Source organism: Paenibacillus jiangxiensis, from assembly GCF_046098255.1.
In the GTDB taxonomy this organism is placed as follows: Bacteria; Bacillota; Bacilli; order Paenibacillales; family Paenibacillaceae; genus Paenibacillus; species Paenibacillus jiagnxiensis.
The window spans coordinates 1-25,363 of the sequence record NZ_JBJURI010000055.1; the positions used below are offsets into that span (position 1 = coordinate 1).

A 25,363-nucleotide genomic window follows, 5' to 3' on the forward strand; every position below is an offset into this window, starting at 1 on the left:
CTTTTACAATAATGAACGGTTGCAGGCAAAACTAAACGGCCTCAGTCCCATTGAATTCAGAACCAAGGCCGCTTAGTGATCTTTTATTTTTTGTACTGTCTACTTGACGGGGTGCAGTTCACAATCGGGACAGCCACTTTTTCTTGTTCAGGTAAGTGCTTGCGGAGGACGCTGTGTAAGCAGCCGTTCGAACAGCTGCCGGGTAGAGGGCTCTGGACGGATACCCAGATCGTCTTTCAGCAGCTGAGTGAAGCTGCCGTAATGCTCCTCCGCCGCTTTGTAATCCCCCATGCGGGCATACAGCTCCAATAGCTGGCAGCAAACCTCTTCCGAATAGGGTTCCTTATACTGCAGGGCCAGCAGCCGCTCGGCCGCCCGCCGGAAGTGGCCTGTACGCATTTCGTCTGCCGCGGCGTCCATTACGCCTTTTATATACTTCCTGCGCAGCTTCTCTCTTTTGGAGTAGGCCCAGGGATAATCATGCTCTTCCAAATAATTTCCGCGGTACAAGCCAAGGATCTGATCCAGCCGGGCCGCATCCGGCCGCCCGGACGCGTAAATTTCCGCCATGCCCCGCTCAAATTCCTCTACATCCGTCGTACAGCCGCCGAGGGTAAGCCTATACCTGTCCAGACTGAACTCCAGCTTGGTGCCATACACCCATTCCTTGATCGCCTTGCGGATTTGATATATGGAAGTGTGCAAATGGACCACAGCCTTATCAGGCGTGTAATCAGGCCACAGCACATTCAGCAGTTCCTGCTTGCTGATCCACTCTCGTCCGTTTTGCAGCAGATAGGCAAACAGTTCCTGGGATTTCAGCGTCCGCCATTTAAAATGTCCGTCGCCTGTACTGCCGGTAACGCTATCTGTAATCTCAAGCCTTTGAAAACAAAGCACATTGGGTTCCTTGACGGAGGCAGGCTCTTTGTTTTCTTTTGCCTTTCCGGCGATCCGGTCGATCGTTTTGGACAGTCGCTGGGGATGCACCGGCTTCAGCAAATAATCCAGGGCCTGCAGTTCAAACGCTTCAATGGCATATTCCGAATAAGCGGTCACAAACACCACATGAACGTCGATGTCCAGCTGTTGAATGAGTTCTGCAGCCTCCAGACCACTGATTTCGGGCATGCCAATATCCAGAAATACGATATCCGCCCGTCCGGACACCAGATATTCCAACGCAGCCGCAGCGGAGTTGAACATTCCCGCCGCCTCGACGCGTCCATCTGCACGCAGCAGCCTTTCCAATTGGATTAAAGCCGATCTCTCATCATCTACCAAAATGGCCTTCATCATGTTAGCGTCCCCACCTTTAAGATAATCAAGCAGTCTCGTATACAAGCGAGCAGGTTCGTTTGTTCATAATGCAAAAATTCAGCTTCCAGAGTCTGTTTATCAGGCGGGCGGGTTATGCGGAATATGGAAGCTTACAATCGTCCCGTCATCAGGCTCGCTGCTGATCTGCAGGCCGCTTCCGTAGAGGGAAACGAGTCTGCGATGGATATTCCGCAGCCCCACACCACCCGCTTCTCCGGCATTGGACAGAATCTGCTCCACTTTATCGGGCGTCATCCCCACTCCGTTATCTTCCACGACAACAAGTATGCCTTTTTCCCGGGTTCGTATGGAAATTTTAATCATTCCGCCGTTCGCGCGCTGCATAATTCCGTGACGGATTGCATTCTCCACGATGGGTTGAATGGATAACGGAGGAATTAAAGCCTTGGCCTGTTCCGCGATATCGAATTCAACCTGAAGCCGCTCCTCGAAGCGGGCGCGTTCCAGCGACAAGTACGAGCGCACAAGCTCAAGCTCCTTATACAGCGGAACAGTCTGATCACGATTGTGGAAATCAAAGCTGCTGCGCAGATACTGGCTAAGTTCCATCAGCAATTCTATAGCCCGGCCCGGGTTCTCCGCACATTCGGAGATAATGACATTCAGCGCATTGTAAAGAAAATGCGGCTTGATCTGCGCCTGCAGAAAGGCCATCTCCGAACGGATCGCCTCCTGGGTCGATTCCCGCAAATTAAGCAGGGTGCGCACACGTGCGCGTAACTCTTCGGCATCCACCGGTTTGCGCAGAAAGTCATTCGCCTCTGCCTGCAGACCTGCATGAATGTCACCGGGGAGATTGCGGGCGGTAAGCAGGAGTACAGGCAGCTCAGCCATAGAGAACCTTCTGCGGATTTCCCGGCACAAATCCAGCCCCGACACTCCCGGCATCATCCAATCCGTGATCACCAGATCGATATGCTTGCTGCCGTTGATATGCTTCAGTGCCGCCTGGGCATCCTGCACGGCGATCACCTTGCATTCCTCCGATTCCAGCAGGCTTGCCAGCACATGCAGATTCACACTGTCATCATCAACGGCCAGGATCGTATATTTGCTTTTCTTGCCGAACCGGGGAGTAAGCCCCCCAGCATCTCTCACATCCGGTGATAGCTCTTGCCCCACCACAGCCGGTTCAGATGCTGAGCTGGCATGTTCCGCGGCAGCCGGCAGCGTAAAGGTGAACACCGCGCCTGCCCCGAGCTGGGACTCGACCCAGATGTGCCCGCCATGCAGCTCGATCAGCCGCTTCGTTACGCTTAGTCCAAGTCCGGTTCCGTTGACAGCCATGTTCTCCGTGTGCTCCCCCCGGTGGAAGGATTCAAAAATATCTTCATGAAGCTCCGGCGGAATGCCGACGCCTGTATCCTCAACCCTGATTTCAAGGTCCTCGCCATGAACGGCTGCGGACACCTTGATTTGCCCGCGTTCGGTGAACTTGACCGCATTGCCGAGCAAATTGTAAAGCATCTGCATAAGCCTGTCCTCATCCGCCATCACATACGGCAAATGATCCGGCAGCGCGGTTACGAAACGGATCTCTTTTGCCCCAACGGTATGCTCCAGCACCTCCAGCACGGATTGCACGGCTGCCTTCAAGTTTACAGGAGCAGGATGAATAACAAGCCTTCCGTTCTTCAAATTGGAAAAATCCAAAATATCATTGATCAGAAAAGACAAGCGCTTGCCCACAGACACGATCAGCTTCAAATTGCGCAGCTGTTCTTCATTTTGCCACCCGTCCCTCCGGTCAGCCATGCCTTGCGCGATATTGATCATCCCATGCAGCGGGGTGCGAAGCTCATGGGAGGTATTGGCCAGAAATTCATCCTTCAATCCATCAAGCGTCAGCAGGCGCTGCGACAGCAGCTCGACCTCCTCGAAGGTGACGGCAAACCGTTTGGCCAGCAGCAAAGCCTGCGAAAAAATAAATATCAGTGTTTCAAAGGATACAACTCCCCGCATATCGATCAGCCCAAGCAAATAAGCGATGCATAGAAGAACCACCATCATAATGCTCAATATGCCTAGTGCCATTAATGAAGTGTCCAGCTTGCTTTTGCTGAATCCCTTAATCAGGACGTATACCACATACCCTACCCAGCACACGTGATAGATAAGCAGCAGCGGCTCCGCACGGGACATATGCACGGTCGGTACTAAGAGAACCATAACAGTCCATACTACTGTTGCCACCGTCGAAAGCCTAAGAACCCTTGGATGAACAATTCCGGGCGAATATACATTTACATAACGGACCAAAAAGAAAAACGCGACCACGGATGACACCCATTGGGAACTGACAACCCATTCGTACTGCATTTCGGAAATGGCCCCGATCAGCTTTTCTCCCTGACTCAGCACGTACCACAGTGTTGCAAAGCAGAAGCAGCCCATATAAAAGAGTGCGGGCTCCCTCCTGCGAAATCTGTAAAGCAGCAGGAAGAATATGCCGGGAACAAAGAACCCTGCGCCAAGAATCAGGTCAGTGGCCAGGCTGATGTCCCGCGCATTGCGGATGGAGGCATACTCGCCAAACATGATCTGTCTAACGATTCCACCTGTATAGTAATTATAATTGGATACTTGAATCATCACTTCAACAGTTGATCCGTTTACCCTGAAATACCCGTTATAGGGCCTGTTGCCCGGAACAGACGACTGATCATTCTCTCCCGGATTCCCTCTGGCACCCACTTTTCTGCCATTGATATAAATGCTGCTCGCTGTCCGGATATTGATCGTGCGTATCCCGAAGAGCTCGTGGTCCTGCTTCGGAACACGGATGAGCAAACGATAGGTCCCGTATCCTGTGCCGCTTTGCCCGGGCATGTACGGGTTCCAAATTTCCGGGACGGACGCATACCTGAGCGGGTGTTCCAGGCCGTCCGTTTTCCAGGACCGGGGATTTAATAATTGACCGGGGTAAAACTCCCATTCACCATTCAGCCTAACGATTCCGTTTTCAGAAAAATTCCAGCCGCTCAAATCCAGAACGCCCTGGCGAGCCCGAGGCTGCTCCACATTCGTGGCCGATTTGTTAAAAAGGTAATAAGCAGGAAGAACTACGGTTAAAAAAAAGAAGCCTGACAAGATGATCCACTGTTTTCTCATAGCTCCATGCCTTTCATTATAAATATAGGCACTGCCAAAAAGCCCGACATTCACGAAAAGACCCGGTCCTCCCGACCGGGCTTCTCCTGCCTCAATTATAACGTTTATTCATGTCCATGGGCATCCCCGGAAAAATTGTGAAAGCCTTCATATCGTCCACATAATTTATGCAGCGACTGAAAATGATAACAGGTGACGGAACCGTCACAGGCTCCGAAAGTTTGGAATTAGGGGGATATGAATGCCGCGTCTGTTGAAGCAAATTTTGTGTATGACACTTGCCTTTATTGTCGCAGCCACCGTTTCTGAAACTGCATCTGTAATGGCCTCTTCCGCCCAACCGCATCATTTCGGGTTCAAGAAAAGTAAAAACGGAGAGCTGCCATCCATTGCCCAGGAGGGCTTCATGAATATCCTGCAGGAGAACGGATCGATCTTTCTGGGAAACACGGAACAGAAGGAGCTGTATCTGACCTTCGATAACGGCTATGAGAACGGATATACGGGAAAAGTGCTTGATGTGCTGAAGGCCAAGGAGGTGCCGGCCGCTTTTTTCGTTACCGGTCATTTTGTGCGCGACCAGCCTGAGCTGCTGCGCCGGATGAGTAAAGAAGGCCATATCATCGGCAATCACTCCTGGAGCCATCCTGATATGACAACTCTGTCGCCGGAGCAAATCCGCACGGAGCTGGACAAGGTGCGCGAAGCGGTCGCCGGTGTAACCGGGCAGCAGGCGATGAGCTTTGTAAGACCGCCGCGCGGTATATTCAGCGGCAGGGTGCTGGAGACATGCAAGCAGCTCGGATACACCAATGTGTTCTGGTCCGCCGCCTACCGGGACTGGGAGACGAACAGGCAGCAGGGCGGCGGGCATGCCTATCAGCAGGTCATGTCACAGCTGCATCCCGGCGCAGTCATTCTGCTGCATTCCGTCTCCAGAGACAACGCCGAAGCTCTCTCCTCCATCATTGATGATGCACGCAAGCAAGGGTATACCTTCAAAAGCCTGAATGAGCTGAAGGTCAAAATTTACCGTTAGTCTGACTTATAAAACACGGTTGGCAGCACCTTAAACACAAGCAGCCCTGGATTGAAATTACAGGACTGCTTTTTCTCTGCCATCTACAGGAATAATGTAACAATCCTCCACTTCATTCCGTCTGGAAAGAAAAGGGGGTTGAGCTTATGAACAAAGTCTGGCGAAAGCCGCTGTTGGCCCTGCTTGGGGCGGTGGTTCTATTAAGTGTGCTAATGGTCGCCGAACCAACGGTCGTGTATGCATGCTCCTGTGCGGGGCCACCGTCCCCTAGTGAAACCAAGGAGTGGAGCGCGGCTGTGTTCAGCGGAAAAGCCGTATCCCTGAAGCAAAGAAACGCCCTTATTGTTTCATCGGGCGATCCGGTCAAGGTTACCTTTCAGGTGGATCGGGTGTGGAAGGGCAATATAGGCAGCACCACAGTCGTAACCACAGCCATGTCATCCGAGAGCTGCGGATTTGAATTTACGGAGGGACAGGAGTATCTCGTCTATGCCCGTAATGACCAGGAATTCGGCGTCCTGCACACCACCTTTTGCGACCGCACTGCCCTTCTTTCCGAGGCTGCGGGCGATGTGCAGGAGCTTGGCCCTTCAGCCGCACCCGCCGTACAGGAGAACGCGGCATCGGCATCCCCGCTGTCGGAAACTCCTCCACCAGCCACATCAAATAAATCAACCGCCCAATGGGCTGTCTCCGGGTTTATCGCCGTCGTGGGCATATCGGCTGTTCTCCTATACAGAATAAGGTCTCCACGCCATTGACACGTAAATTTTGGACTCAATCCAGAAATCGGTGCTTGACCCATGGATTTGCCTCGAATGATCGATCTATCCGGTATATTTCTTTCTAAAGGTTGCCACAGCGCTTATTTAGCCGAAAAAACAAAGGTTGCTCTTCTAACGGTTATGCGCGAGCTTATTTAGGCGAAACAGCCTCTTTACCTGCAAAAAAAGGGGAATAAGCTCGCTGGCAACCGTTACATCCTGTAACCCCGCGTTTTTATCCAAATAGCGTCGCCCACAACTGTTAGAATTTTCGCGCTGTTATACGTACTCGCACCTATTCCCGGTCAAGAACCGATTTAGGTTTTGAGCCATTTTTTTAAGAAAAAATTTTTTTTTTGAAAAATGGTTGTAAAACCTGCTCCCTCATTACCTATATAAATAAGAGGGCCTCTCCAGCAGATTTGCTGATAAGTATGCTCTCCCGCCGGGCATCTGTAGAAGCCCGCCTGCAATCGTACGGTTATTCACTCACTATAGGATGGGAGGAGTTCGGAATGACATGCAAACAGGAGAATCTGACAAGCGAAACGACGATCGTACCCGGTAATATCAATATCGACGTGGCCGCGGCCACCCCAGGCGGCAAACGCAGGCTGATGCTGAGCGACAATCCCGAAACGCTCAAGCCTGAGAGTGTGCCCGGCCAGGATGGCACGCTATGGCATGACGCGGTGCGGACGGATGAGAAGACGGTAAAGCACCGCGTTTTCGGTTGGCACTATAACAAGACAGGCGGACCCGTCAAAATCGGCGTAACGGTGGAGAATAAATCCGCGGAACGGCTGGAGATCCGCCACATTGAGCGCGAGCTGCGTATTGTGCCGGAGGACGGCAACTGGATTATCGATGTCGGCCAATGTATCGCCAAATCCTGTCTGGCAGGAACGATGGAGCGCATCAGACCCGCAGACAAGCATAAATTCGGCTGCGGAGTCGCACTGATTGAGGAATTTGAAGCCGCTGAAGGCGATTTGGCCGGATTTGTCTATGATTTTACAGTGGAATTTGCCGAAGGACACGGTCTGCTGGACTACGAGGTGCGCACGGTAGTCAGCAAGGACACATCCGCCGACCTGCGGCCGCTCACCTCGGCGCCCCTGCCGCTCATGCCTCCGCCGCAGGCACATCCGCGCGGAAGCTGGCCCTTCAGCGAGACGAATGCCCTCATGCCGGAATATGTCGTCGGCACAAGTGCGAACTACCGTGCCTGCGCAGCCCGGAGGCTGGACGGGTCCGTGCCTGCCGATTTGCTGTTCACGGCAGTCAGCAGCGAGCTGCAGCCGGCGCTCGATAACCCGGGGCAGTTCGGAGTCATCTACAATGTTACCATCCCGGTAGTCAACAACTCGGACGAGGAGCGGGTGATCCGCATTGAGGCCAACCCGCGCGGCGGCGCGTTCGCCGGTTCAGTGAAAATCGACGGCAAGGTCTACGGCATTCCGCTCATGCGAACGAATACGCAAGTATGCCTCCTGGCCGAAATCTCTGTACCGCCGGGTACCTTCTCCTACTCGTTCAGCTTCATGGTGGCAGGCAGCGCAAGCACGCCTCTGGGCATCTATGTGACCACCCTCAAGTAGAAACAGCGAAAGGCGAAAGAGGCTGCCCTCCTAAAGTAAATAAAGGAAATTCCATGGGCCCTCAAGAATTATAAAGAGGGCCTTTTTTCCTGCGTCCAAAGAAACAGATATTACATATGAAGGGGAGCACTCATGAAAAAAGCTGCAGCAACAGTTTTGGCCGTTTCATTGCTTTTCACGGCATCGTTACCTCTGGCTGGCAAATCAGTGTCAGCAGCTCAAGCAGCGGTAGACAACAGCTGGAAAACTGCCAAAATAACAGATGTTATTGACCGCAACAATTATATTCTTGAGGATGGTTCATTATGGACCACCAGCGTCGACGGTCCGGTTCTGGAGCACTTAAACCTGGTGGGTATTACTGCCGGTGAAGGTTCCAGCCATTACGGCTGGACAAACGAAGGACAATCCTTATCCTGGAGCACAGTGACAGGTGGGGCTGTGATGCCTGCTCAATCTGCGGGGATCTCAGAGATTTTGGGAGAAGGGCTTGTTATTAAAAAGGACGGCTCTGTTCTCGTCGGCGGAAAAACGGTTGAAGGATTATCCAATGCAGTAGATGGCGACATGCTTGAAGAACAGTTTTCGGTCATTACCAAATCGGGAGACGTTTGGTATTCTTCGGGTTACAACGGCTCCAAGCCCCGAATTGTCGGACATGTAGATCATGCCGTTGAGCTTCGGATGAGCAGTGCTTATGCAGCCGTACTGCAGAAAAGCGGCCGTGTGATCATGCTCGATCTTCTCACCGATGAAGACCCCGTTGAAGTAGGGCAGGATATCAGCACCATCGTTTGGAAGAAAGGGACACATGTGCTTTATACCGCCCATCAGGATGGCTCCGTATGGACCTATGACCGTATGCAGGGCTACAAGCCGGTACAACTGAGCGGAATATCGGATGCGGTCAAGCTGGTCGATTCACCAGACGAGCTTTTCGTGCAGCTGCGTGACGGTTCCTGGACTGGGTACCAGAATGGAAAAAGCACCCCGCTGAATGTTCCGGTGTTAAACAGCGTTTCCCTGATGAGCAGCGCGGCAAATGCGGCTGTCGGCGATACTATTCACCTTCAGGTGCAGGAAACCTATTCAAACGGCTATCGGCTCGTCCGCGATCCCGAGGCTGGCGAAATCATCGTGGATCAGACAGAGGTCGCCGAACTTCAGGAACCAGGTACACTTAAGGTGCGAGGCATAGGAAATACGGCTGTGAACCTTCAAACCGGAGGACTCGCCTCCTCAGTTACATTATCCGTTACAACCGTTCAGCCTCTGACCGGCGCGGCCATGCTGAAAGGCAAGGCTTATTTGCCTCTGCAGCCTGTTTTCAAATCACTGGGAGGCACGGTTACCGTTACGGGACAGCAGTTTACGATTAAACTGGGCAAGGATACTATTGTACTGAAAAAGGGCAGTGCGGAAGCCTTGCTTAACGGGAAATCCGTTAACATGAAAGGAACACTGCAAACGGCAGGCGGACAAGCGGTGTTTCCGGGAAGCCTGATAACCGATTTGAAAAAAGGCACGCTTCAATGGGATACCAAGCTTCAACAGGCCATATTAAACATAGGCGGATCCAAGCTGATCATAGAATCCCCCGCGACAGCGAAAATCAAAAAATCCATCGAGCTTGGGAATCTGGTTAATCTGATCGGCAAAAGCTATTGGGTAAACAATTACTACAATGCAGGTGAGCGTTTTGAAAAAGTGACCATCCAGGATATAGAGGTTAGCTATGACGCCATGGGCGTAAGCTCCTTCAGCGTCGTATTCAGAAACCCGGAAGGCAAAATTCATAAATCTCCATCGCAAATCGGTGCTTCCCGTATACCGGACATGCTGTCCGATTCGGATCAATTCCTGACCTACAACCCTTATCAGAAGTATAACTGGTCAACCTCTACGTGGAATAGCATCAAAAATAACGAAGTCGATTTCGGGATGAATACCACTCAGGCCAAATTCGCTTGGGGCAGCCCTACAGCGATAAGTAAGGAATCAGGTATAGAAGTTTGGGTATATGGCGACAAATCCTTTTACTTTAAAGCGCTTGTTTTTGAAGGCGGAAAAATTACGGAGATCTTGTTGTAAGCTATATTAAAAAACAACAAAAGAAACCTTTCCTTGGGAAATGGAGGTACTACCCAACCATTCTAAAGGAGAGGTTTCTTTGCGTATCCCCGGACGAATGCTCAACCAGCGCGATGCCCACTGACAGGCCTCTCCTCGGGCTTGCCGAACAAATAACCCTGGGCGAGCGAAACCCCTGCTTGCCGGCAAAACTCAAAATCCTCCCACCGCTCAATACCTTCGGCTAGCACCTGACCCGCAAAGCGCCCGGCCGATTCGACAATCTGGCTGATCTGGCGCTGCTTATCCGCATCCTTGTGGCAGCCGTCGATAATAGCGCGGTCAATTTTGACATAATCAGGCTGGAGTCGGTTCATGGCTTCAAGTGTCGAATAACCCGCACCAAGATCGTCCAGTGCCACAGACATTCCCCTGCTGCGGTATTCATCGAAAATGTGCTGGATCACTTTCATGTCGTCAAGCCGCTCCGTCTCCACCACTTCAAATACAAAGTCCTCCGGATTCAGCGCCAACCGGTCAATCGCATCGAACGTACGGCTGAGGCAATAATGTGAATCATTGATGGAGGAAGGCAGAAAATTGATGAATCTCTTAATGCCCTTGGGAAGCCAGCGCGCGCTCGTTTCGACGGCCGAGACCCGGGCGGCATTGTCAAGGAATGAGAGCAGACCTGTTTTGCGGGCAACTTCAAAAAGCTCTATAGGCGAAAATGGCCTTACATCAGGCAGCGGACGCAGTAAAAATTCATACCCGATTACCCTGGTGTCAAGATTCACAATAGGCTGCATATAACTCATAAAGCAGCGTTGTAAAATCAAATGCACCATTTCACTGTTCTCGATTCTGGACTTTACGATTTCCGGCGGAATCCAGGAGTCGTCCACACCACGATCCTCCACTTTGGACAAATGCACAAGCACACCACCTGACTCATCTTGACCTGTCATTGCGAGCAGCTTCAAGAGCCCCACTAACTCTTCCCTGTTTGAATATCTCAGCTGTACTGTATTGTCGGGCAAAACTTCCATTTCGCTAAAAATAGGACCGAGCACTTCTACGAGCGATGGGACAGCTGGGCGGAATCTTAGCAATCCGTGATCGTCGAAAGGCAGTATACCGCTACAGCTGCTGCAATTCATTAGACAATCCCTCCGGAACATTTTTCCTATTTCCGCTTTATTATAGCATGCTGAATAGCACAAAAGAACTATTTTATTGGTTTAATTCGCCAAAATTCGAGCTTTCAAGTTATGTTTTCATTTCCTTTCACTAATATATTTGTGTTATATTCGATTTATTCCCACTTCCTTTGGTAGATTGACCCTACTTATTTCAGGTTGTTCGACAAAAAAGCCGGCATTTACGCCGGCATTTTTGGATCAAACCTATGTCACGGAATCTGAATCGTCTGCCCGATTTGCAGACGGTAGACATTTTTGATTCCGTTCAGCTCCGCTATTTCCTCCCAGCTTACTCCGAACTTCAAGCCGATTCTGTACAGGTTGTCACCCTTTTGAATGGTATAGGACGACCCGGACGACGTCGGCGCTGCCGGAGCCGGCTTGGCTGGAGCAGTTGGCGTGGAAGCCGGCGGTGCTGGCGGTGTCACCGGAGCGGCGGGCAATTCTTCCGACTCTGTTTCTTCCGATTCTCCGGAAGCTGTGGCCGACAGCAGCTTGTATTTGGCAAAACCATTCTCCCCGGCTCCAGTATAAGTGACGCTTGACGTATCCGAAGCCAGAGATTGGGCATCCGGTGAAGAAACGAAGGTCACATCAGCGTCGCCAAAAGGCGCAATAGACCAGTTGCCGTCAGCCGACGGGTTAATGCTGCCATTTTCACTGATGTAATCAATGATGACCTGACGGCTCTCATCCGGTGCGGCCAGGACGATCCGCTGCCCGTCCGGGTTGGCAAGCTTGGAAGAAGAAGCCCGGTAATTGTTTGTGGCAATGATGAACTCCTGCTCAGGATCGATCGTCTTGCCGTCATAGCTCAGATTTTTGATCCGGTTGGCGGAAGGATTCACCACGGTTCCTTTGCCGTCATACTTCGCCGGCTCAGTCACGTCAATCTGATAAGTCACCCCGTCAATGACATCAAAGTTATAGGTCGGAAAATCGTTATTGATCAGCTGCTGCTCGCCGCTCTGTCCCGGATGGATCTGATTGAACTGCCCTGCCGACCATTCCAGCCACTCTTTTACCTCGGCTCCAGTAAGCTTCACGGCATATACCGTGTTCGGATAAACATAGAGATCTGCTACATTCTTGATGGCGATCGTGCCTGCAGGAATGTTCGTATAATAGGAAGCTCCCGAACGTCCGCCTGCTTTGAAAGGCGCTCCTGCAGACAACACCGGCAGGCCTGCATACTCGGTTCCGGCAAGCTTCTGCTCCACATACCATTTCTGCGCATTGGTTACGATCTGAACGGAAGGGTCGTCCTGAACAAGGGCAAAATAGCTGTTGATCTGAGCGGTTGTCTTACCGACCGGTCCGCGCACATACTCCAGCGTTTTGGTATGCTCTTCATAAACGGCTTTCACTACATCCGGGTCCGGTTCAGCCAGGGATGCCTTGCTGGTTTTGTCATAGATCGGGCGGGCAACGGATTGCGAGTCTGCGACTGTCCATTTGCCATCCTTCAATTCCAAATCCAGGTCGACAACGCCCAGGTTGTCTCCCCAATAACCGGATTCAACAGCTGGCATTCCGTTAATCGTTCCGGCTTCCACATCAACCCCTGACATGCCTTCAAAAGCTGCACTTGGAAACACCTTATGAGCATGGCCGAACAGGATGGAATCAATGCCATCCACCTGGCTCAAATATTTAACCGCATTCTCCATGTTCGGAGTCTCGGGGGTGTCCTCATATCCGCTGTGCACGAGCGCAATCACGATGTCCGCCCCGTCCGCCTTCATTTGCGGAACAAATTTTTTGGCCGTCTCCACAATATCTTTGGCAATGACCTTTCCTTTCAGATTAGCCTCGTCCCATAGATTGATCTGCGGAGGCAGCAGACCGATCACCCCGACTTTAAGCGTGCGCTCCGTCCCATTCTCGTCAACGACTTTTTTATCAATAATCCGGTATGGAGTAAAATAGTTTTTATCATTGCCTTCATCATTGTCCCCGTCATCTGCATATACGTTGGCGTTGATGTAGGGGAAATCGGCACCCTTAAGGGCTTTCTGAAGATAATCGAGACCGTAGTTGAACTCATGATTGCCCAGCGTGGCGGCATCATAGTCCAGCAGATTCATTGCTTTGTATACAGGGTGGGTTTCTCCGTCCTTAAGCGGGTCGATTTTGGCCACATAGTCTCCGAGCGGATTGCCCTGAATCAGGTCGCCGCTGTCAAACAGCATGCTGTTCTCGGCTTCCTCCCTCGCCTGCTTGATGAGTGTGGCTGTCTTGGCAAGCCCGTATTCGTCTGTCGGCTTGTCCGTATAGTAGTCATAGTTCAGCAGGTTCACATGCAGGTCGGTCGTTTGCATAATACGCAGCTTTACCTCAGCGCTGCCTTCAGCAGCCCAGGTCGGCACGGCCGGCAGTGCAAGCACATTGAACGCCACAATTGTCGCTGCGAGACTTTTCAACCCTTTTTTCCGAAATTTCAAGATTAACCCCTCCTATGTATAAATAATCAGGCGATTTATCCCTGCATAGGCAGGCGGCAAGACTCACAATCAATGATTGTAATCTATGTATGTAAAATCGGTGCACATCCCTTGTAAATCCTATCCCAAAAATCACCTGATTGATACTCATTCTAATCGAACTACGGTTAAATGAATAGAGTTTTTATAACAAACCACGGCCCTGTGTAAGTTAATGTAACATATTGTAACCTAAAGGAAGATTGTGCCTACTCCAGGTCCGTTAAATCTCCCCTTCCCCTCTAGACACTCCGGCCGGGAAAGCATATAATCAACGTTAGTTCATCATTACAGAGCCCGCAAAATCTTCAACAATGCGGAGCGTTCAAGGCAGTATCTTGCCGTCTTGATGCTCCTTCATACACTTGCCAGGGGTGCTGGAATCGGCCGGCTGAGATTGTGTCCCCAGACACTGACCCTTACAACCTGATCTGGGTAATGCCAGCGTAGGAATCGCTACAGAATGACATGTCTTTTGAGCATCGTCATCCTTTCCTTTGGTAGATTACAGGCGTCCCGGACAACGGGGCGCTTTTTTTTTTGCAGGATCACGGCAGATGACAAGCATTGCAGGAGAGTACGGGTAATGAAAAGGGGAGAAGAAAGTATGTTTTCTTTGCAAAAATGGGGTCTTGGAGCGGTATGCTCCCTGCTCCTGATCCTGACGGCCTGCGGCGGACAATCGTCCGCTCCACAGGATACGAACGCTTCCGGGCCTTCCGGCAGCGGCAGTTCGGCGTCCGGGAAGCTGAAAGACGTAAAGGTGGTGCTGGACTGGACCCCCAACACCAACCATACCGGCTTGTATGTGGCCAAAGACCAGGGATACTATGAAGAAGCCGGTCTGAATGTGGAGATTGTTCAGCCCGGAGAGGGCGGCGCGGATCAAATGGTCGCCTCCAATGCGGTTCCGTTCGGCATCAGCTACCAGGAAGGCGTGACCCAGGCTCGTACACAGGGCGTTCCGCTCGTCTCCATTGCGGCCGTGATTCAGCATAATACTTCCGGTTTTGCCGCTCCAGTGGACCGCGGCATCAAGTCCCCCAAGGATTTTGAAGGCAAGAAATACGGCGGCTGGGGCTCCCCGGTTGAGGAGGCTGTCATGAAATCCATCATGGATCTGGATGGCGGGGACGTCAGCAAGGTCCAAAACATCAACATGGGTGATGCGGATTACTTCACCGCAGTCAAGCGTGATATCGATTTCGCCTGGATTTTCTATGCATGGACAGGAATTGAAGCCGAGCTGCGCGGCGAGCAGCTTGATATGCTATATGTCAAGGACTACTCCAAGAGTCTGGACTATTACACACCGGTCATCGTTACAAATGAAGAGACCATCAACAGCGATCCTGAGCTTGTAAAAGCGTTCATGAGCGCTACGGCCAAAGGTTACCAATATGCGATTGACCAACCGGAGAAGGCGGCTGAAATTTTATCGAAGGCTGTCCCTGAACTGGATAAAGAGCTTGTACTGGCAAGCCAGAAATGGCTGAGCCCGCGCTATCAGGACGATGCTCCGCAGTGGGGCGTCCAGAAGGCGGAGGTATGGAAGAACTATGCCGACTGGATGTACGAGCGCAAGCTGCTTGACAAGCCGCTGGAGGTTGACAAAGCCTTCACCAATGATTTCCTGCCCAAAGACGGCAAATCCTGATTTGACCCGGAAAGGAGACGGTTTTCCATGGCTAACACATTGTTGAGTATTCAGGTGATTCCCAAAACCCCTGGCGGAGAGGACACCATTCCTTACGTCGACAAAGCGATCGAGGTGATCCAGCGTTCAGGCGTCAAGCATCAGGTCAATCCGCTGGAGACGACTTTGGAGGGTGAACTGGACGAGCTGCTGAACGTTGTCAAGGAGATGCACACAGCGCTCACTGAAGCGGGAATTCCAAGTGTGATTTCCCAGATCAAAATTGCCCACAATCCGAACGGAATCAGCATGGACAAGCTAACCGAGAAGTACCGTCCATGAGCCGGAAGGAGAGCCTTTATTCCGTGTTCAGAAGCGTATGGCCGCCCGTTGTGGCGGTCCTCTTCTTTTTGTCGGTATGGCAGGCGGCGGCGGTCTTCCTGCATATTGAGCCCTGGATGCTGCCGAGTCCGGCGGACATTGCCGCCGAAGCGGCCGCTCAATCCGGCCTGCTGGCGCAGCATACTTGGGCTACCATCAGGCTTACGCTGAGCGGTTTTGCGATCGGCAGCGCCGTCGGACTGCTGCTGGCCGTTCTCCTGCACCTTGTTCCTTTCCTGAAGCGGGCTTTCTACCCGCTGTTGATTCTGAGCCAGAACATCCCCACCATAGCACTGGGACCGCTCTTGATGATCTGGTTCGGCTTCGGCCTGCTGCCCAAGCTGATGGTTATTACGCTGGTCTGCTTCTTTCCTGTGGTCGTTGCCGCCCTGGACGGGCTCACGCAAACGGACCGGCTGATGATGAACTACATGCAAATGTCGGGGGCAAGCCGGATGCGCATCTTCCGCAAGCTTGAGCTGCCGCATGCACTGCCTCCCCTATTTTCAGGCATGAAAATAGCGGCCACCTACAGCGTGATGGGGGCTATCGTGGCCGAATGGCTCGGGGCGAGCGAAGGGATCGGCTATTATATGCTGCTGCAAAAATCAGCCTACCGCACGGACCGTGTATTTGCTGCCATTGCCATTATCGTTGTGCTCAGCCTGATCATGTTCCTGATCATTGCACTGATCGAAAAGCTGCTGATCAGATGGCGGCCTGAGCAAAAATAGGAAATCAACCGGCTTGGCATGCGGAATCCGTCTGCGAAGGAAGGAGTATGAGAAGATGAGCTTGAATGGTCTGTCCGCAGAGCTTCAACTGGATGGAAAGGAAAGTAACGGCATGGGTGGCGGAGAAAAAGCAGCCCTGAATGTAGATCGGGTGAGCATCGCTTTTCGGCAGCGGAAAAATCAGCTCCCCGTGCTGAAGGATATTTCTCTGACCGTTGAACGAGGGGAATTCGTCTCGCTGCTCGGTCCTTCCGGCAGCGGCAAAAGCACGCTGTTTCATCTGATCGGCGGGCTGCTGACACCGGATCAGGGACATATTTATATGGACGGCGAGGATGTAACGGGCACGCGCGGACGGATCAGCTACATGCCGCAGCAGCCCGCACTGTTCCCGTGGCGGACGACGCTGGACAACGTCCTGCTTGGGCAGGAAAACGCACCGGGTCCGGGCAAGGGGCCGCGCCGCGAAGCCCGTGAGGAAGCTCGTCGCCGGCTGGACGAGGTCGGTCTCGGGAAATTCGCCAATGCATATCCGCACACGTTGTCCGGGGGAATGCAGCAGCGCGCGGCCTTTCTGCGGGCCATGCTGAGCCCGCAGGAGCTGATGCTGCTCGATGAGCCGTTCAGCGCGCTGGACGAGCTGACACGGTCGGACATGCAGCAGTGGCTGCTGCAGATGTGGGAGCACAACCGCCGTTCCGTGCTGTTCATTACGCACAGCATCGAGGAAGCCTTGCTGCTGTCAGACCGCATCTATGTGCTGTCCGCCAGACCGGCATCGGTGCTGCAGGTGGTGGACGTTCCTTTTGCAAGGCCGCGCCGGGAGGATATAACCGCTGACAAGGACTTTGTGGAACTGAAGCATGAACTGAGCCGCCGGATGCGGGAGGAAAAAGCAAAAATCACAGCCGCATGGGAAGGTGACACCGTATGAGCCATTTTGCTCCTTTAATCGACGCCCATATTCATCTGGACAGCTACTCAAATGAGGATCGGGAAGCTCTCCTGTCGTCCATGGGCGAAAGCGGCGTAGAAGCGGTCATCGCCGTCTCCATGAATCTTCCGTCATGCGAAGCCAATCTGCGCCTGGCTTTCGAACGGCCCGGCACGATCTTTTCCGCGTTCGGCTTTCATCCCGAACAGCCTCTGCCCGGCGTATCCGGGCAGGAGGAGCTTTTCGGCTGGATGGAACGCCACGTGGACCGCATGGTCGCCGTGGGAGAAGTCGGACTGCCTTATTACACCGCCCAGGAAGCAGTGAGCAAGGGCACTTCTTTTGACCAAAGCGGTTATGTTGAGCTTCTGGAGCGGTTCATACTGTTTGCCAAAGGGCATGACAAGCCCGTAGTGCTGCATGCCGTGTACGAGGATGCAGATATCGCCTGTACGCTGCTTGAACAGCACCAGGTCACCAGAGCCCATTTCCATTGGTTCAAGGGCAGTCCGGCCACCACCCGACGGATGGCCCGTAACGGGTATTATATCTCCTTCACGCCGGACCTGCTGTATGAGCCGGAGATCCGGGCATTGGCGGAAATCTATCCTCCGACGCAAGTGATGGCGGAAACGGACGGCCCTTGGCCGTTCGAGGGTCCTTTCAGCGGGCAGACGACCCATCCACGAATGACGGCCGATATCATTCGGACGTACTGCGGCATCCATGGAATGACCGAGGCAGAGGGCAGGCGGTTGTTCCATGATAATACCTGCCGTTTTTACCGGCTGTAACCTCCTTTCGCCGCTTATAACTGGACAAGCCTATCCATGCACCGCTTTTGCCGCAGATCAGCCTGCCGCGATGCTTCCTTCCCGTGAACCGGCATGGTTCGACACGGCAGCGGCCTCAGTCAGCCTGTCATACTGTTCCGACAGCTCGGAGAAAAGCTGTTCGCCGAGGGCCGTCCAACGGGCATGCTGCCGCAGCGTGTCCAGCGCCTGCCCGATTTGGGCCAGCACCTCCTGCATTCTGTCCGTGATATCGGCATGCGGAATGACCGCTGCGACCCGCTCATACCACAGCCCGATGCGCACGAACACAAAGAGGCCGTGCAGAATACCTTTTACCGGACGCAAATCCTCCCGCCAGGGCGAAGGATACCGCTCATCCGGGCTGTTCAACAGCAGATCATCCAGTTCAAACAGCTGATCCAGCCGGGCGTGGCCGAATTCATGAATCAGGTTTTCCGTCGTCCACATCAGATCGCTGCGATGAGACATGAATACAGCTCCCTGGAACAGGTTGATGGTTACTGCCCCAATCTCCTGAGTATCCAGGAGATACACCGTCCTCACATGTGCTGACACCTCCCGATACATTTGCGGCCAGATCTCCTCGACCAGGTCCATAGCTTTCTCGTAATACCACATATCCGCCAGAGACACAGAGCGGATCGGCGGCAGAGACGGCCTTTCCCTGCCGTAGGATTGTATGATCTCCGGCAGCTCCCGCTCCAGAAAGTCTTCAACGAGCGGATCGGAGCCGCCAAATTGTATGCTGCCATGCTCGCAGAGGCCAAGCCGCCTGAGTATCGGGGAGGCTGTCTCCTTTTCACCGGTCAGCTCGGAGAACCCGACCTCAAATTGCCATTCTCCTACGGATATCGAGACCGTATCGCCTGTCTTTGCAAATCGGACCTGCATCTCCTTCGCCTCTGCGCCGAGATCCACCGCTGTAATACATCCCGGAAAATACACGACACCCTCCGCATCCGCCCGCAGTGCCACATCATCCGGTCCTTCCTGATGCTTCCACAGAGGGATAAGGACCAGGCGGGAAAATTCCTCCAGCAGCCGCTCCCTGACAGACTTTTCCGGAACTGCCCCTTGAAAGGCTGGAAACAACCGGGTGTCCGTCCAATTCACCAGCACAGGATGCATGAGCTCACGGTAATGCTCCTCGCGCAGCAAGCTGTCCCAGCGCGGCTGATCCCCATCCTGCTCCGCGCATGCCTGCAGACAATGCTTCAGCTTCTCCATCCGGCGTTTCACCATCAAGGTATATACAAAATCATTTTTCATTTCGGACGGCTGTACAAATCTGAACATGCTACATAACCTCCTTGGTTGTGGCCCCTGCTTCCGCAGCGGCCGGATGATACGCCGACGCATCCGAATCCTTGCGAATGGCCGGATTCAAGACCATCAGCACGATCACCATAATCCCGAAAATCCCCACAACGCCGAAAAAGCTTCTGACAGGGATCCATGACAGCAGCATGCCCGTAAGCATCATCGCAAGCGGACGCGAGCCCTCCGTCAGCACTCTCATCATGCCGGCCGCACGCCCCAACACAGGCCGGGGCACCTTAAGCATAAACAGCGTCTGCAGCGTCACATTGGCCAGCGGGCTGCCCAGTCCGGCGATAAACACAAATAGCGCTTCCCATACCAGCCCCCGAATCCAGAACAGCATGCCAAGGCCGGTCATCAGCAGACCAAGGCCTATCGACATGGTGACGATATAGGGCCACCTTCTTACGAGCCCCGTTACTACCGCACCTGCGGCAATCCCGATAAAAAAGCAAATCTCCAGCACCGCAAGCTCGGATGAATCACTCACCATAAGGGGAAACAGCAGTGCGGTGGGCGACAGCATGAAATTGATCAGCATAATGTAAATAATCAGATTACGCAGCAAAGGCTGCGTCATAATCGTGTCCAGCCCCTCCTTGAAATCAGCGGCCAGGTTGCCAACATTCATCTTCTCTTCCTTCCGTTCCGTCATACGTTCATCCCGTACCAGCGTCAGCAGCAGGCAGGAAATAAAAAATGTAGCCGCATTAAAACCGAAGGCATAGCCCGTGCCAAAGGTTAGCAGAAATGCCCCGAGCGCGGGTGCCGTCAATCCAACGACGGTCTGTATCAGTTGTGACACGCTTTGGGCCTGGAACATATAGGCGTCAGGCACAACATTCCGGACGGTCACCGCTCTGGCAGGCCCGAAGAATGCCGTGAAGGATGACAGCAGCAGCGCGGCCATGATCAGTTGGTACGGCTGCAGCAGCCCGGTGGCCCACAGCAGGATGACCAGTACGATAATGATCCCGCGTGCCATATCACAGCAGATCAAAATTTTCCGCTTGCTGCTGCGGTCCACAATGACACCGGCGAACATTCCCAGCAAAATGAGCGGCAGCGTTTCGGCAACGAGCAGGACAGACATCCATAAGGCGCTTCCCGTAAGAAGCTTCATCAGCCAGATCAGCGCAATCGCATAGACGCCATCCCCAATGACCGACACCGTCTGCGACATCAGCAGCAGCCGGTAATTGCGGATGGAAAACAACGCTTTGTAGGAGGCTTTGTTTCCGGTATCAGACACAGTTTCCTGCCGAGGTTCCTGGGAATCCATCCCTGTCCTCCTTCCGATTCAATTACTGGGCGTCGGGCCCCGGAAAATGGATACCGCGAGCGTATGCCATTCACAATCCGGATCGTTTGAAACCAGATTTTCATCGTCAAACTCCTGCTGAAGCTCTTTAAGTCTCGCCATGTACTCATCGACCCGGGAGACTGGCACCTTCGCATGCACCATACCCATATGAAAGAGATCTCCCCGGTTCATATTGGTGAGCAGGGCCGTTTTGACGACTCCGAGAATATACAGGGCAGCGGACAGCCGCTCCGAGTCACTGTAGCTGCTGCCCACCAGCAGGTGAAACGTATCTGCCTTGGAGGTATAACATTTCTCGACAATTCCGCCGCTGACCTTCTCTGAATGCAAAGTGATAAATTCCTGCTTCAGCATGCTGTCGAGAATATAATTCATTTTGGCCCTTGAACAGCCGAGCCGGTCGGCCAGCTCTCCCGCGGTGGAGGGTTTATCCATAATGCTCAGGAATACCTCCAGCCCCCTGTCTTTAATAAGCCGCTCCAAAAGCTCCGGCTTTCCCTCTACTTCACTGCCGCTGCCGTATTGCGATGGCGTCATGATTCATCCTCCTTACAGTAAAATGGCCAGCTCCTCTGAGCCTACACCGAGGGCCGACAGGGCCATACGATCCTGAGTGAACAGCTCGCAAGCGAACGACTGCAGCTCTTCAGCGGTCAGGCGCTCGATTTCGACCCGCTCCAGATCAATGAAGAAGTCTCTGTTCAGAAGCGCGTAACGTCCTGTTATCTGCAGCAGCTTGGCGTCATTGCCGGGAACCTGCATCAGGTTTGTGATTCTCGCCGCCTTCACCCGCTGAAGCTCCTCCTCTCCAATAGCGCCCGTTTTCAACTCCTCCAGTACGGATAAGATCGCCTCGTAAACCTCCTTGATCTGATCCCGGCGGCAGTTCACCTGGATGCTTAAGTATCCGCTAAGCGCATAGCTTTGTGCATAAGAAAAGACAAGATAGGCAAGCTCCCGCTTCTCCCGCAGCTCCACATGCAGGCGTGACTTCAGCCCCGAGCCCAGAATGACGGACAGAAGATTCATCAGCTGCCTTTCCTGGGAATGAAAGGACGCGCCCACAAAGGAGATATTCAAGTCCACTCTTGGATTTGCGGTAGGCAAGCCAAGGATGCTCGGTTCGATTTCAATAACCACATCCCTCTGCTTCCCCTGGTACTTCCAATCGCGGAAATAACGGCCTACCTGCTCAATGACTTCTTCAGGCTCAACATTGCCCTGGACAATCATCTGGGTATTGTTCGGAATGTAATAGTGATGCAGCCTCTCTTCGATCTGCTCCCGGTTGAAGCCAAGAATATTGTTTCGGTTTCCGATCACAAATTGCCCCAGGGAGCGGTTGCCCCACAGGGCTTGCTCCACCAGCTCTTCCTTGATTCTGCCCGAGGAAAAATAGCTCTCCGCCTCATGAAGGATAATATTGCGTTCATGCTCCAGACTCTCCGGACTTACGCTGCTGTTCATGACAATACTGCCCAGGCATTCGATCATCATCGGCAGATACTCCCGCTGGGCAGACAGTGTACAGCGGGTCATCTCCTTGCCCGTAAACGCCTCATACAGCGCGCCGCGGTCCATCAATCCACCCAGCAGCTGACGGGCATGGCTGTTCATATTCGTATAATTAAAGGACACATGCTCAATAAAATGGGAGATGCCATTCACCTGATTCTCTTCGTTCTTGACACCATGATTGATAAATACGCCGATATTCATTGTTCTTGCATGAGGTATTTTGCGTATGGTCACCTGCAGGCAATTTTCAAAAACAGCTTTGGTCACCAGCTCAGAGAACATCCTATGATCCTACTCCCTTCCCCGGATGGGTCTCGCATGGACCCTGCACCGCAAAAAGCGGCGGAGCCGCCGTTGCCAAGCGGCCCCCGCTTTCCGCATCTTTCAGACTGCTGCTTGTTAGATAGATACACTTACAGATACCTTGACGGCATCCTGAATCCCTTGTTCTCCGATTTTGTTCTCCTCGGCGGCCCCCAGCAGCGCTTCGGACAGCGCCGAATCACTGATGATCACCTCTCCCTGACTGTTTACCGTAAATGCCTCCGGGCTGAGCGTTAACTGTTTTTTCTCTTGTGCCATTCCAATCTCTCCTTTGTTATAAAGTGGATGAAAAATGACCGACAGCGCTACCTACCGAATAACGTTCATACCCGTTTTTTTGATCCTCACCTCCCCAAAGGGTGATCCCCCGTTATGCCAAGGTTTCAGGACAGGGCACTGAGCTGATTCTCGCCTTTTCCGCTTGCGGCGGACAGCTCCCTTAAACGCTGCAGTCCGGCTGGCTTGGGTGTATAGGACCCCAGCGGAACGGCCAGAGCCAAATAAACCTCGCCTTCGGTCACCATCCAGCGCCGCTCCACAAACCGTTCCAGGCAATGCCTGACCTCGTCCTCATGTACAGTAAGTCCCTGCTCCCGCAAGCGGATTACGATGTTTGGGACAGATATCATATTGTCGCATACTTGGTAGATCGCTGTTTCATGAAATGTAAGCAAAGACGTCGGCTGTCCGGAAGCAAAGCGTGTATCCACCAGAATAATGCGGTCATCCTTGAGTACGGAAAAGAACTCGCTCTCCCCATGCTCGGTCTGCCAGTTCTGGACAGCCTGGCGCATACGGGAGGTATACGAAAACGGGCTTTGCTCATCTGCGTAGTCAAAATCAAAGTGGTAGGCGATCTGTGCCAGCTGTTCGGAAGGAATTGCGGGAAAGATCAGTTCATAGGAACGAAGCGGACGGATGTTGCAGATCCCGTAAGCTTCGGGATTCATGAAATACGGACTGAAGCGGTCCAGCCGGATGGGCGCGGTCCCTCCCGGGGGCATCAGGTGGGTCAAAGACGGGATCAGCTCCGCAGCAGCATCATACTCCCATTCATTTTCACCGGGAAACCCGTACAGGAAATTCCAAAGCGGTGTGACCGAGTATTCGGAGCACCATTTCAGCAAACGGACGTTTTGGAGCATGCTCACCCCTTTTTTCATCAGCTTCAGCACAGAGGTGATCATACTCTCAATGCCAGGCTGCACGTAATGAAACCCGGCTTCTTTGAAGAGCTTGATTTGCTCTTTAGTCAGGTTCGCCTTCGTTTCATAGAACATGTCAAGATCAAGCTCATTGTCCCTGATGACCGGAAGCACCGTTTTGAAATAGTTCATGTCTATGATATTATCAACGGCCGTCGCTTTATTCGTGTACTGTCCGTACCGCTCCTTCAAATACATGATTTCGTCCAGAGCCCGTTCGGGCGATTTACTACGAAAGCTCATAGTGGAGCCGTTGAGTCCGCAAAACAGACAGTGTGATTTTTGTCCCCACCAGCAGCCCCTGGAGGATTCAAAGAGAAAACGGCGTCTGGTCTTATGATCCGGCAGGCCAAGCCCGTCAAATTGTGCAAAATAATCATCGTAATCCGGATAAGGGAGAGAGTTCATGTCATGAATAGGCGGAGAAGAAGCTGTCTGCTCCGAATTTTGTCCATCAAGCGCAGAACGAAGGATAATGCCAGGACCGGCGCTAGCCGCCGGATCACCGGTATCCCGGAGACGTTCGATGAAGGAAATAAAGGATTGGTCTCCCTCACCCGAGCATACCGCGTCAATGAAGCTGAAGTTGCGAAGTGTCCCAAGTCCCATCGGGCTCTCAACATTGGAGCCGCCGAAGATAATCAATTTGTCGGGAAAACGGGACTTCAAAAGTTTAGCCATGCTTAGGGAGGCTGTATTTTGCTCAAATACAGTAGTAAAACCGATGACATCGTAGCGGGTCCAGTTGTATTCGGCCAGGCAGCTCTCCAGAAAAGAGTTTACCTTGGCGCGCACATCCAGCAGGCGCTGAAAAGCCTGTCCTTTATTGGAGGAATTCCTTCTGAATCGGGAATACGTTGTTATAAGATACTCCTTATATTGCTCAAACGTATCTTCCCCATCAAATAACGATTGTGAGAAAATCCAATCCCCCGCCAGCGCGTTGGTCGGGTAAGTTGAGTTTTCGGCAAAGCAGTCATACTCCTCCAAGCCGATCAGAGCTGCGAACTTTAGATTCAGGTACAAGGTATCACAGTCAATACCACGGCTGCGCAGTCCGGACTGGAGCAGACCAAGCCCGATCGACGGCCGATAGGCCGAGGCAAAGGGCATGCTTACGAGCGCAACATGCATAACGTTCCTCCTCCTGCTTGCAAGCTTGAAATTCGACGGCTTCCGACCATGGCTGGACCGGGTGCGAACACAAGAAGTGGCCGAAGCGGGTAGAACTTAATGGTTTCCGCCTTCACAGGGCCTGACAGGATGCAAGGAGTGTTGGAAGATTAGCACAATATGTGTAAATGATTTCCGTTTTGTTCATTGTAATTTGATCATCTCTTGATTTCAAGCAATTTTTTATAGACCTATTTAAAAATGTTTTCCTTCAAGCTCAGTAAGCATTTTAAACCCGTTATGGCGCGTTATAAGAAAACCGTCCATCGAGGTACATTCATAGAAGACAGTTCGGATTTAGTATAAGAGGCAGTCCCCTAAGTCATCACAGATAACCGGGGCTGCCTCTTTATTCAATGCAGACTGACGCGGTTCGTCCTGCTGCACC

At 52.6% G+C, this 25,363-nt stretch carries 20 protein-coding genes and 1 riboswitch; of the genes, 10 read left to right on the forward strand and 10 right to left on the reverse strand.

What is annotated here, in order from left to right; all coding sequences use genetic code 11:
* The coding region (locus ACI1P2_RS30505) for an IS3 family transposase (protein ID WP_355324935.1) at positions 1–76 on the forward strand (76 nt) is incomplete at its 5' end.
* A gap of 71 nt (positions 77–147) precedes the next feature.
* On the opposite strand, the gene ACI1P2_RS30510 is transcribed toward ACI1P2_RS30505, so the two are convergent.
* A complete protein-coding gene (locus ACI1P2_RS30510; RefSeq protein ID WP_355325645.1) occupies positions 148–1,299 on the reverse strand; it encodes a response regulator in 1,152 nt (383 codons plus the stop codon).
* 99 nt (positions 1,300–1,398) lie between these two features.
* Complete coding sequence (locus ACI1P2_RS30515; protein WP_408976386.1) at positions 1,399–4,452, reverse strand: hybrid sensor histidine kinase/response regulator; 3,054 nt, start codon at positions 4,450–4,452, stop codon at positions 1,399–1,401.
* A 241-nt stretch (positions 4,453–4,693) separates the two neighbouring features.
* Here ACI1P2_RS30515 and pdaA point away from each other — a divergent pair, with 241 nt between their 5' ends.
* From pdaA to ACI1P2_RS30535, 4 genes are all read left to right on the forward strand, one after another.
* Positions 4,694–5,491, forward strand: coding sequence for a delta-lactam-biosynthetic de-N-acetylase (pdaA, locus tag ACI1P2_RS30520; RefSeq protein WP_355325651.1), 798 nt, complete (start codon positions 4,694–4,696; stop codon positions 5,489–5,491).
* 146 nt (positions 5,492–5,637) lie between these two features.
* The gene (locus tag ACI1P2_RS30525; protein ID WP_355325653.1) at positions 5,638–6,252 is read left to right on the forward strand and encodes a hypothetical protein; all 615 of its coding nucleotides are present in this window, start codon (positions 5,638–5,640) and stop codon (positions 6,250–6,252) included.
* 518 nt (positions 6,253–6,770) lie between these two features.
* On the forward strand, positions 6,771–7,856 hold the full coding sequence (locus ACI1P2_RS30530) for a hypothetical protein (protein WP_355325656.1): 1,086 nt from the start codon (positions 6,771–6,773) through the stop codon (positions 7,854–7,856).
* A gap of 132 nt (positions 7,857–7,988) precedes the next feature.
* Complete coding sequence (locus ACI1P2_RS30535; RefSeq protein ID WP_355325659.1) at positions 7,989–9,947, forward strand: stalk domain-containing protein; 1,959 nt, start codon at positions 7,989–7,991, stop codon at positions 9,945–9,947.
* Positions 9,948–10,048: 101 nt separating this feature from the next.
* On the opposite strand, the gene ACI1P2_RS30540 is transcribed toward ACI1P2_RS30535, so the two are convergent.
* Positions 10,049–11,086: an EAL domain-containing protein gene (locus ACI1P2_RS30540; protein WP_355325662.1), complete on the reverse strand. Its 1,038-nt coding sequence runs from the start codon at positions 11,084–11,086 to the stop codon at positions 10,049–10,051.
* Positions 11,087–11,337: 251 nt separating this feature from the next.
* The gene (locus tag ACI1P2_RS30545) at positions 11,338–13,572 is read right to left on the reverse strand and encodes a bifunctional 2',3'-cyclic-nucleotide 2'-phosphodiesterase/3'-nucleotidase (RefSeq protein ID WP_355325664.1); all 2,235 of its coding nucleotides are present in this window, start codon (positions 13,570–13,572) and stop codon (positions 11,338–11,340) included.
* 399 nt (positions 13,573–13,971) lie between these two features.
* Positions 13,972–14,082: riboswitch (TPP riboswitch) on the forward strand.
* Positions 14,083–14,218: 136 nt separating this feature from the next.
* On the opposite strand from ACI1P2_RS30545, the gene ACI1P2_RS30550 reads away from it, so the two are divergent.
* The 5 genes from ACI1P2_RS30550 (at position 14,219) to ACI1P2_RS30570 (ending at position 18,090) form a co-directional block, all read left to right on the forward strand.
* A complete protein-coding gene (locus tag ACI1P2_RS30550) occupies positions 14,219–15,268 on the forward strand; it encodes an ABC transporter substrate-binding protein (protein WP_408976387.1) in 1,050 nt (349 codons plus the stop codon).
* A gap of 27 nt (positions 15,269–15,295) precedes the next feature.
* Positions 15,296–15,589, forward strand: a complete 294-nt coding sequence (locus ACI1P2_RS30555; protein ID WP_355325670.1) for an MTH1187 family thiamine-binding protein — start codon at positions 15,296–15,298, stop codon at positions 15,587–15,589.
* The gene (locus ACI1P2_RS30560; RefSeq protein ID WP_355325673.1) at positions 15,586–16,362 is read left to right on the forward strand and encodes an ABC transporter permease; all 777 of its coding nucleotides are present in this window, start codon (positions 15,586–15,588) and stop codon (positions 16,360–16,362) included. The genes ACI1P2_RS30555 and ACI1P2_RS30560 overlap by 4 nt, the downstream gene beginning before the upstream one ends.
* A gap of 112 nt (positions 16,363–16,474) precedes the next feature.
* Complete coding sequence (locus ACI1P2_RS30565) at positions 16,475–17,296, forward strand: ABC transporter ATP-binding protein (protein WP_355325780.1); 822 nt, start codon at positions 16,475–16,477, stop codon at positions 17,294–17,296.
* Positions 17,293–18,090 (forward strand): TatD family hydrolase, encoded by a 798-nt coding sequence (locus ACI1P2_RS30570; RefSeq protein WP_355325676.1) that lies wholly within the window; start codon positions 17,293–17,295, stop codon positions 18,088–18,090. The genes ACI1P2_RS30565 and ACI1P2_RS30570 overlap by 4 nt, the downstream gene beginning before the upstream one ends.
* A gap of 57 nt (positions 18,091–18,147) precedes the next feature.
* Here the strand turns inward: ACI1P2_RS30570 and ACI1P2_RS30575 are convergent, their stop codons facing one another.
* The 6 genes from ACI1P2_RS30575 to ACI1P2_RS30600 form a co-directional block, all read right to left on the reverse strand.
* Positions 18,148–19,407, reverse strand: coding sequence for an aKG-HExxH-type peptide beta-hydroxylase (locus ACI1P2_RS30575; protein WP_355325679.1), 1,260 nt, complete (start codon positions 19,405–19,407; stop codon positions 18,148–18,150).
* Position 19,408: 1 nt separating this feature from the next.
* Positions 19,409–20,713, reverse strand: a complete 1,305-nt coding sequence (locus tag ACI1P2_RS30580; protein WP_355325682.1) for an MFS transporter — start codon at positions 20,711–20,713, stop codon at positions 19,409–19,411.
* An 18-nt stretch (positions 20,714–20,731) separates the two neighbouring features.
* Entirely contained in the window at positions 20,732–21,292 is a 561-nt protein-coding gene (locus ACI1P2_RS30585) for a hypothetical protein (protein WP_355325685.1), read from the reverse strand.
* A gap of 12 nt (positions 21,293–21,304) precedes the next feature.
* Positions 21,305–22,540, reverse strand: a complete 1,236-nt coding sequence (locus ACI1P2_RS30590; protein ID WP_408976388.1) for a M16 family metallopeptidase — start codon at positions 22,538–22,540, stop codon at positions 21,305–21,307.
* 132 nt (positions 22,541–22,672) lie between these two features.
* Positions 22,673–22,855, reverse strand: a complete 183-nt coding sequence (locus ACI1P2_RS30595; RefSeq protein ID WP_355325691.1) for a hypothetical protein — start codon at positions 22,853–22,855, stop codon at positions 22,673–22,675.
* 125 nt (positions 22,856–22,980) lie between these two features.
* On the reverse strand, positions 22,981–24,936 hold the full coding sequence (locus tag ACI1P2_RS30600) for a RiPP maturation radical SAM C-methyltransferase (protein WP_355325693.1): 1,956 nt from the start codon (positions 24,934–24,936) through the stop codon (positions 22,981–22,983).
* Between the last annotated feature and the right edge of the window lie 427 nt (positions 24,937–25,363).

What these genes read in the sequence shown, in the direction of transcription:
- ACI1P2_RS30585 (WP_355325685.1), bottom strand. Translation starts at nt 21,292, where the DNA reads ATGACGCCATCGCAATACGGCAGCGGCAGTGAAGTAGAGGGAAAGCCG.
- pdaA (WP_355325651.1), top strand. Translation starts at nt 4,694, where the DNA reads ATGCCGCGTCTGTTGAAGCAAATTTTGTGTATGACACTTGCCTTTATT.
- ACI1P2_RS30565 (WP_355325780.1), top strand. Translation starts at nt 16,475, where the DNA reads ATGGGTGGCGGAGAAAAAGCAGCCCTGAATGTAGATCGGGTGAGCATC.
- ACI1P2_RS30535 (WP_355325659.1), top strand. Translation starts at nt 7,989, where the DNA reads ATGAAAAAAGCTGCAGCAACAGTTTTGGCCGTTTCATTGCTTTTCACG.
- ACI1P2_RS30600 (WP_355325693.1), bottom strand. Translation starts at nt 24,936, where the DNA reads ATGCATGTTGCGCTCGTAAGCATGCCCTTTGCCTCGGCCTATCGGCCG.
- ACI1P2_RS30550 (WP_408976387.1), top strand. Translation starts at nt 14,219, where the DNA reads ATGTTTTCTTTGCAAAAATGGGGTCTTGGAGCGGTATGCTCCCTGCTC.
- ACI1P2_RS30530 (WP_355325656.1), top strand. Translation starts at nt 6,771, where the DNA reads ATGACATGCAAACAGGAGAATCTGACAAGCGAAACGACGATCGTACCC.
- ACI1P2_RS30540 (WP_355325662.1), bottom strand. Translation starts at nt 11,086, where the DNA reads ATGAATTGCAGCAGCTGTAGCGGTATACTGCCTTTCGACGATCACGGA.
- ACI1P2_RS30525 (WP_355325653.1), top strand. Translation starts at nt 5,638, where the DNA reads ATGAACAAAGTCTGGCGAAAGCCGCTGTTGGCCCTGCTTGGGGCGGTG.
- ACI1P2_RS30555 (WP_355325670.1), top strand. Translation starts at nt 15,296, where the DNA reads ATGGCTAACACATTGTTGAGTATTCAGGTGATTCCCAAAACCCCTGGC.
- ACI1P2_RS30575 (WP_355325679.1), bottom strand. Translation starts at nt 19,407, where the DNA reads ATGTTCAGATTTGTACAGCCGTCCGAAATGAAAAATGATTTTGTATAT.
- ACI1P2_RS30595 (WP_355325691.1), bottom strand. Translation starts at nt 22,855, where the DNA reads ATGGCACAAGAGAAAAAACAGTTAACGCTCAGCCCGGAGGCATTTACG.
- ACI1P2_RS30580 (WP_355325682.1), bottom strand. Translation starts at nt 20,713, where the DNA reads ATGGATTCCCAGGAACCTCGGCAGGAAACTGTGTCTGATACCGGAAAC.
- ACI1P2_RS30515 (WP_408976386.1), bottom strand. Translation starts at nt 4,452, where the DNA reads ATGAGAAAACAGTGGATCATCTTGTCAGGCTTCTTTTTTTTAACCGTA.
- ACI1P2_RS30570 (WP_355325676.1), top strand. Translation starts at nt 17,293, where the DNA reads ATGAGCCATTTTGCTCCTTTAATCGACGCCCATATTCATCTGGACAGC.
- ACI1P2_RS30560 (WP_355325673.1), top strand. Translation starts at nt 15,586, where the DNA reads ATGAGCCGGAAGGAGAGCCTTTATTCCGTGTTCAGAAGCGTATGGCCG.
- ACI1P2_RS30510 (WP_355325645.1), bottom strand. Translation starts at nt 1,299, where the DNA reads ATGATGAAGGCCATTTTGGTAGATGATGAGAGATCGGCTTTAATCCAA.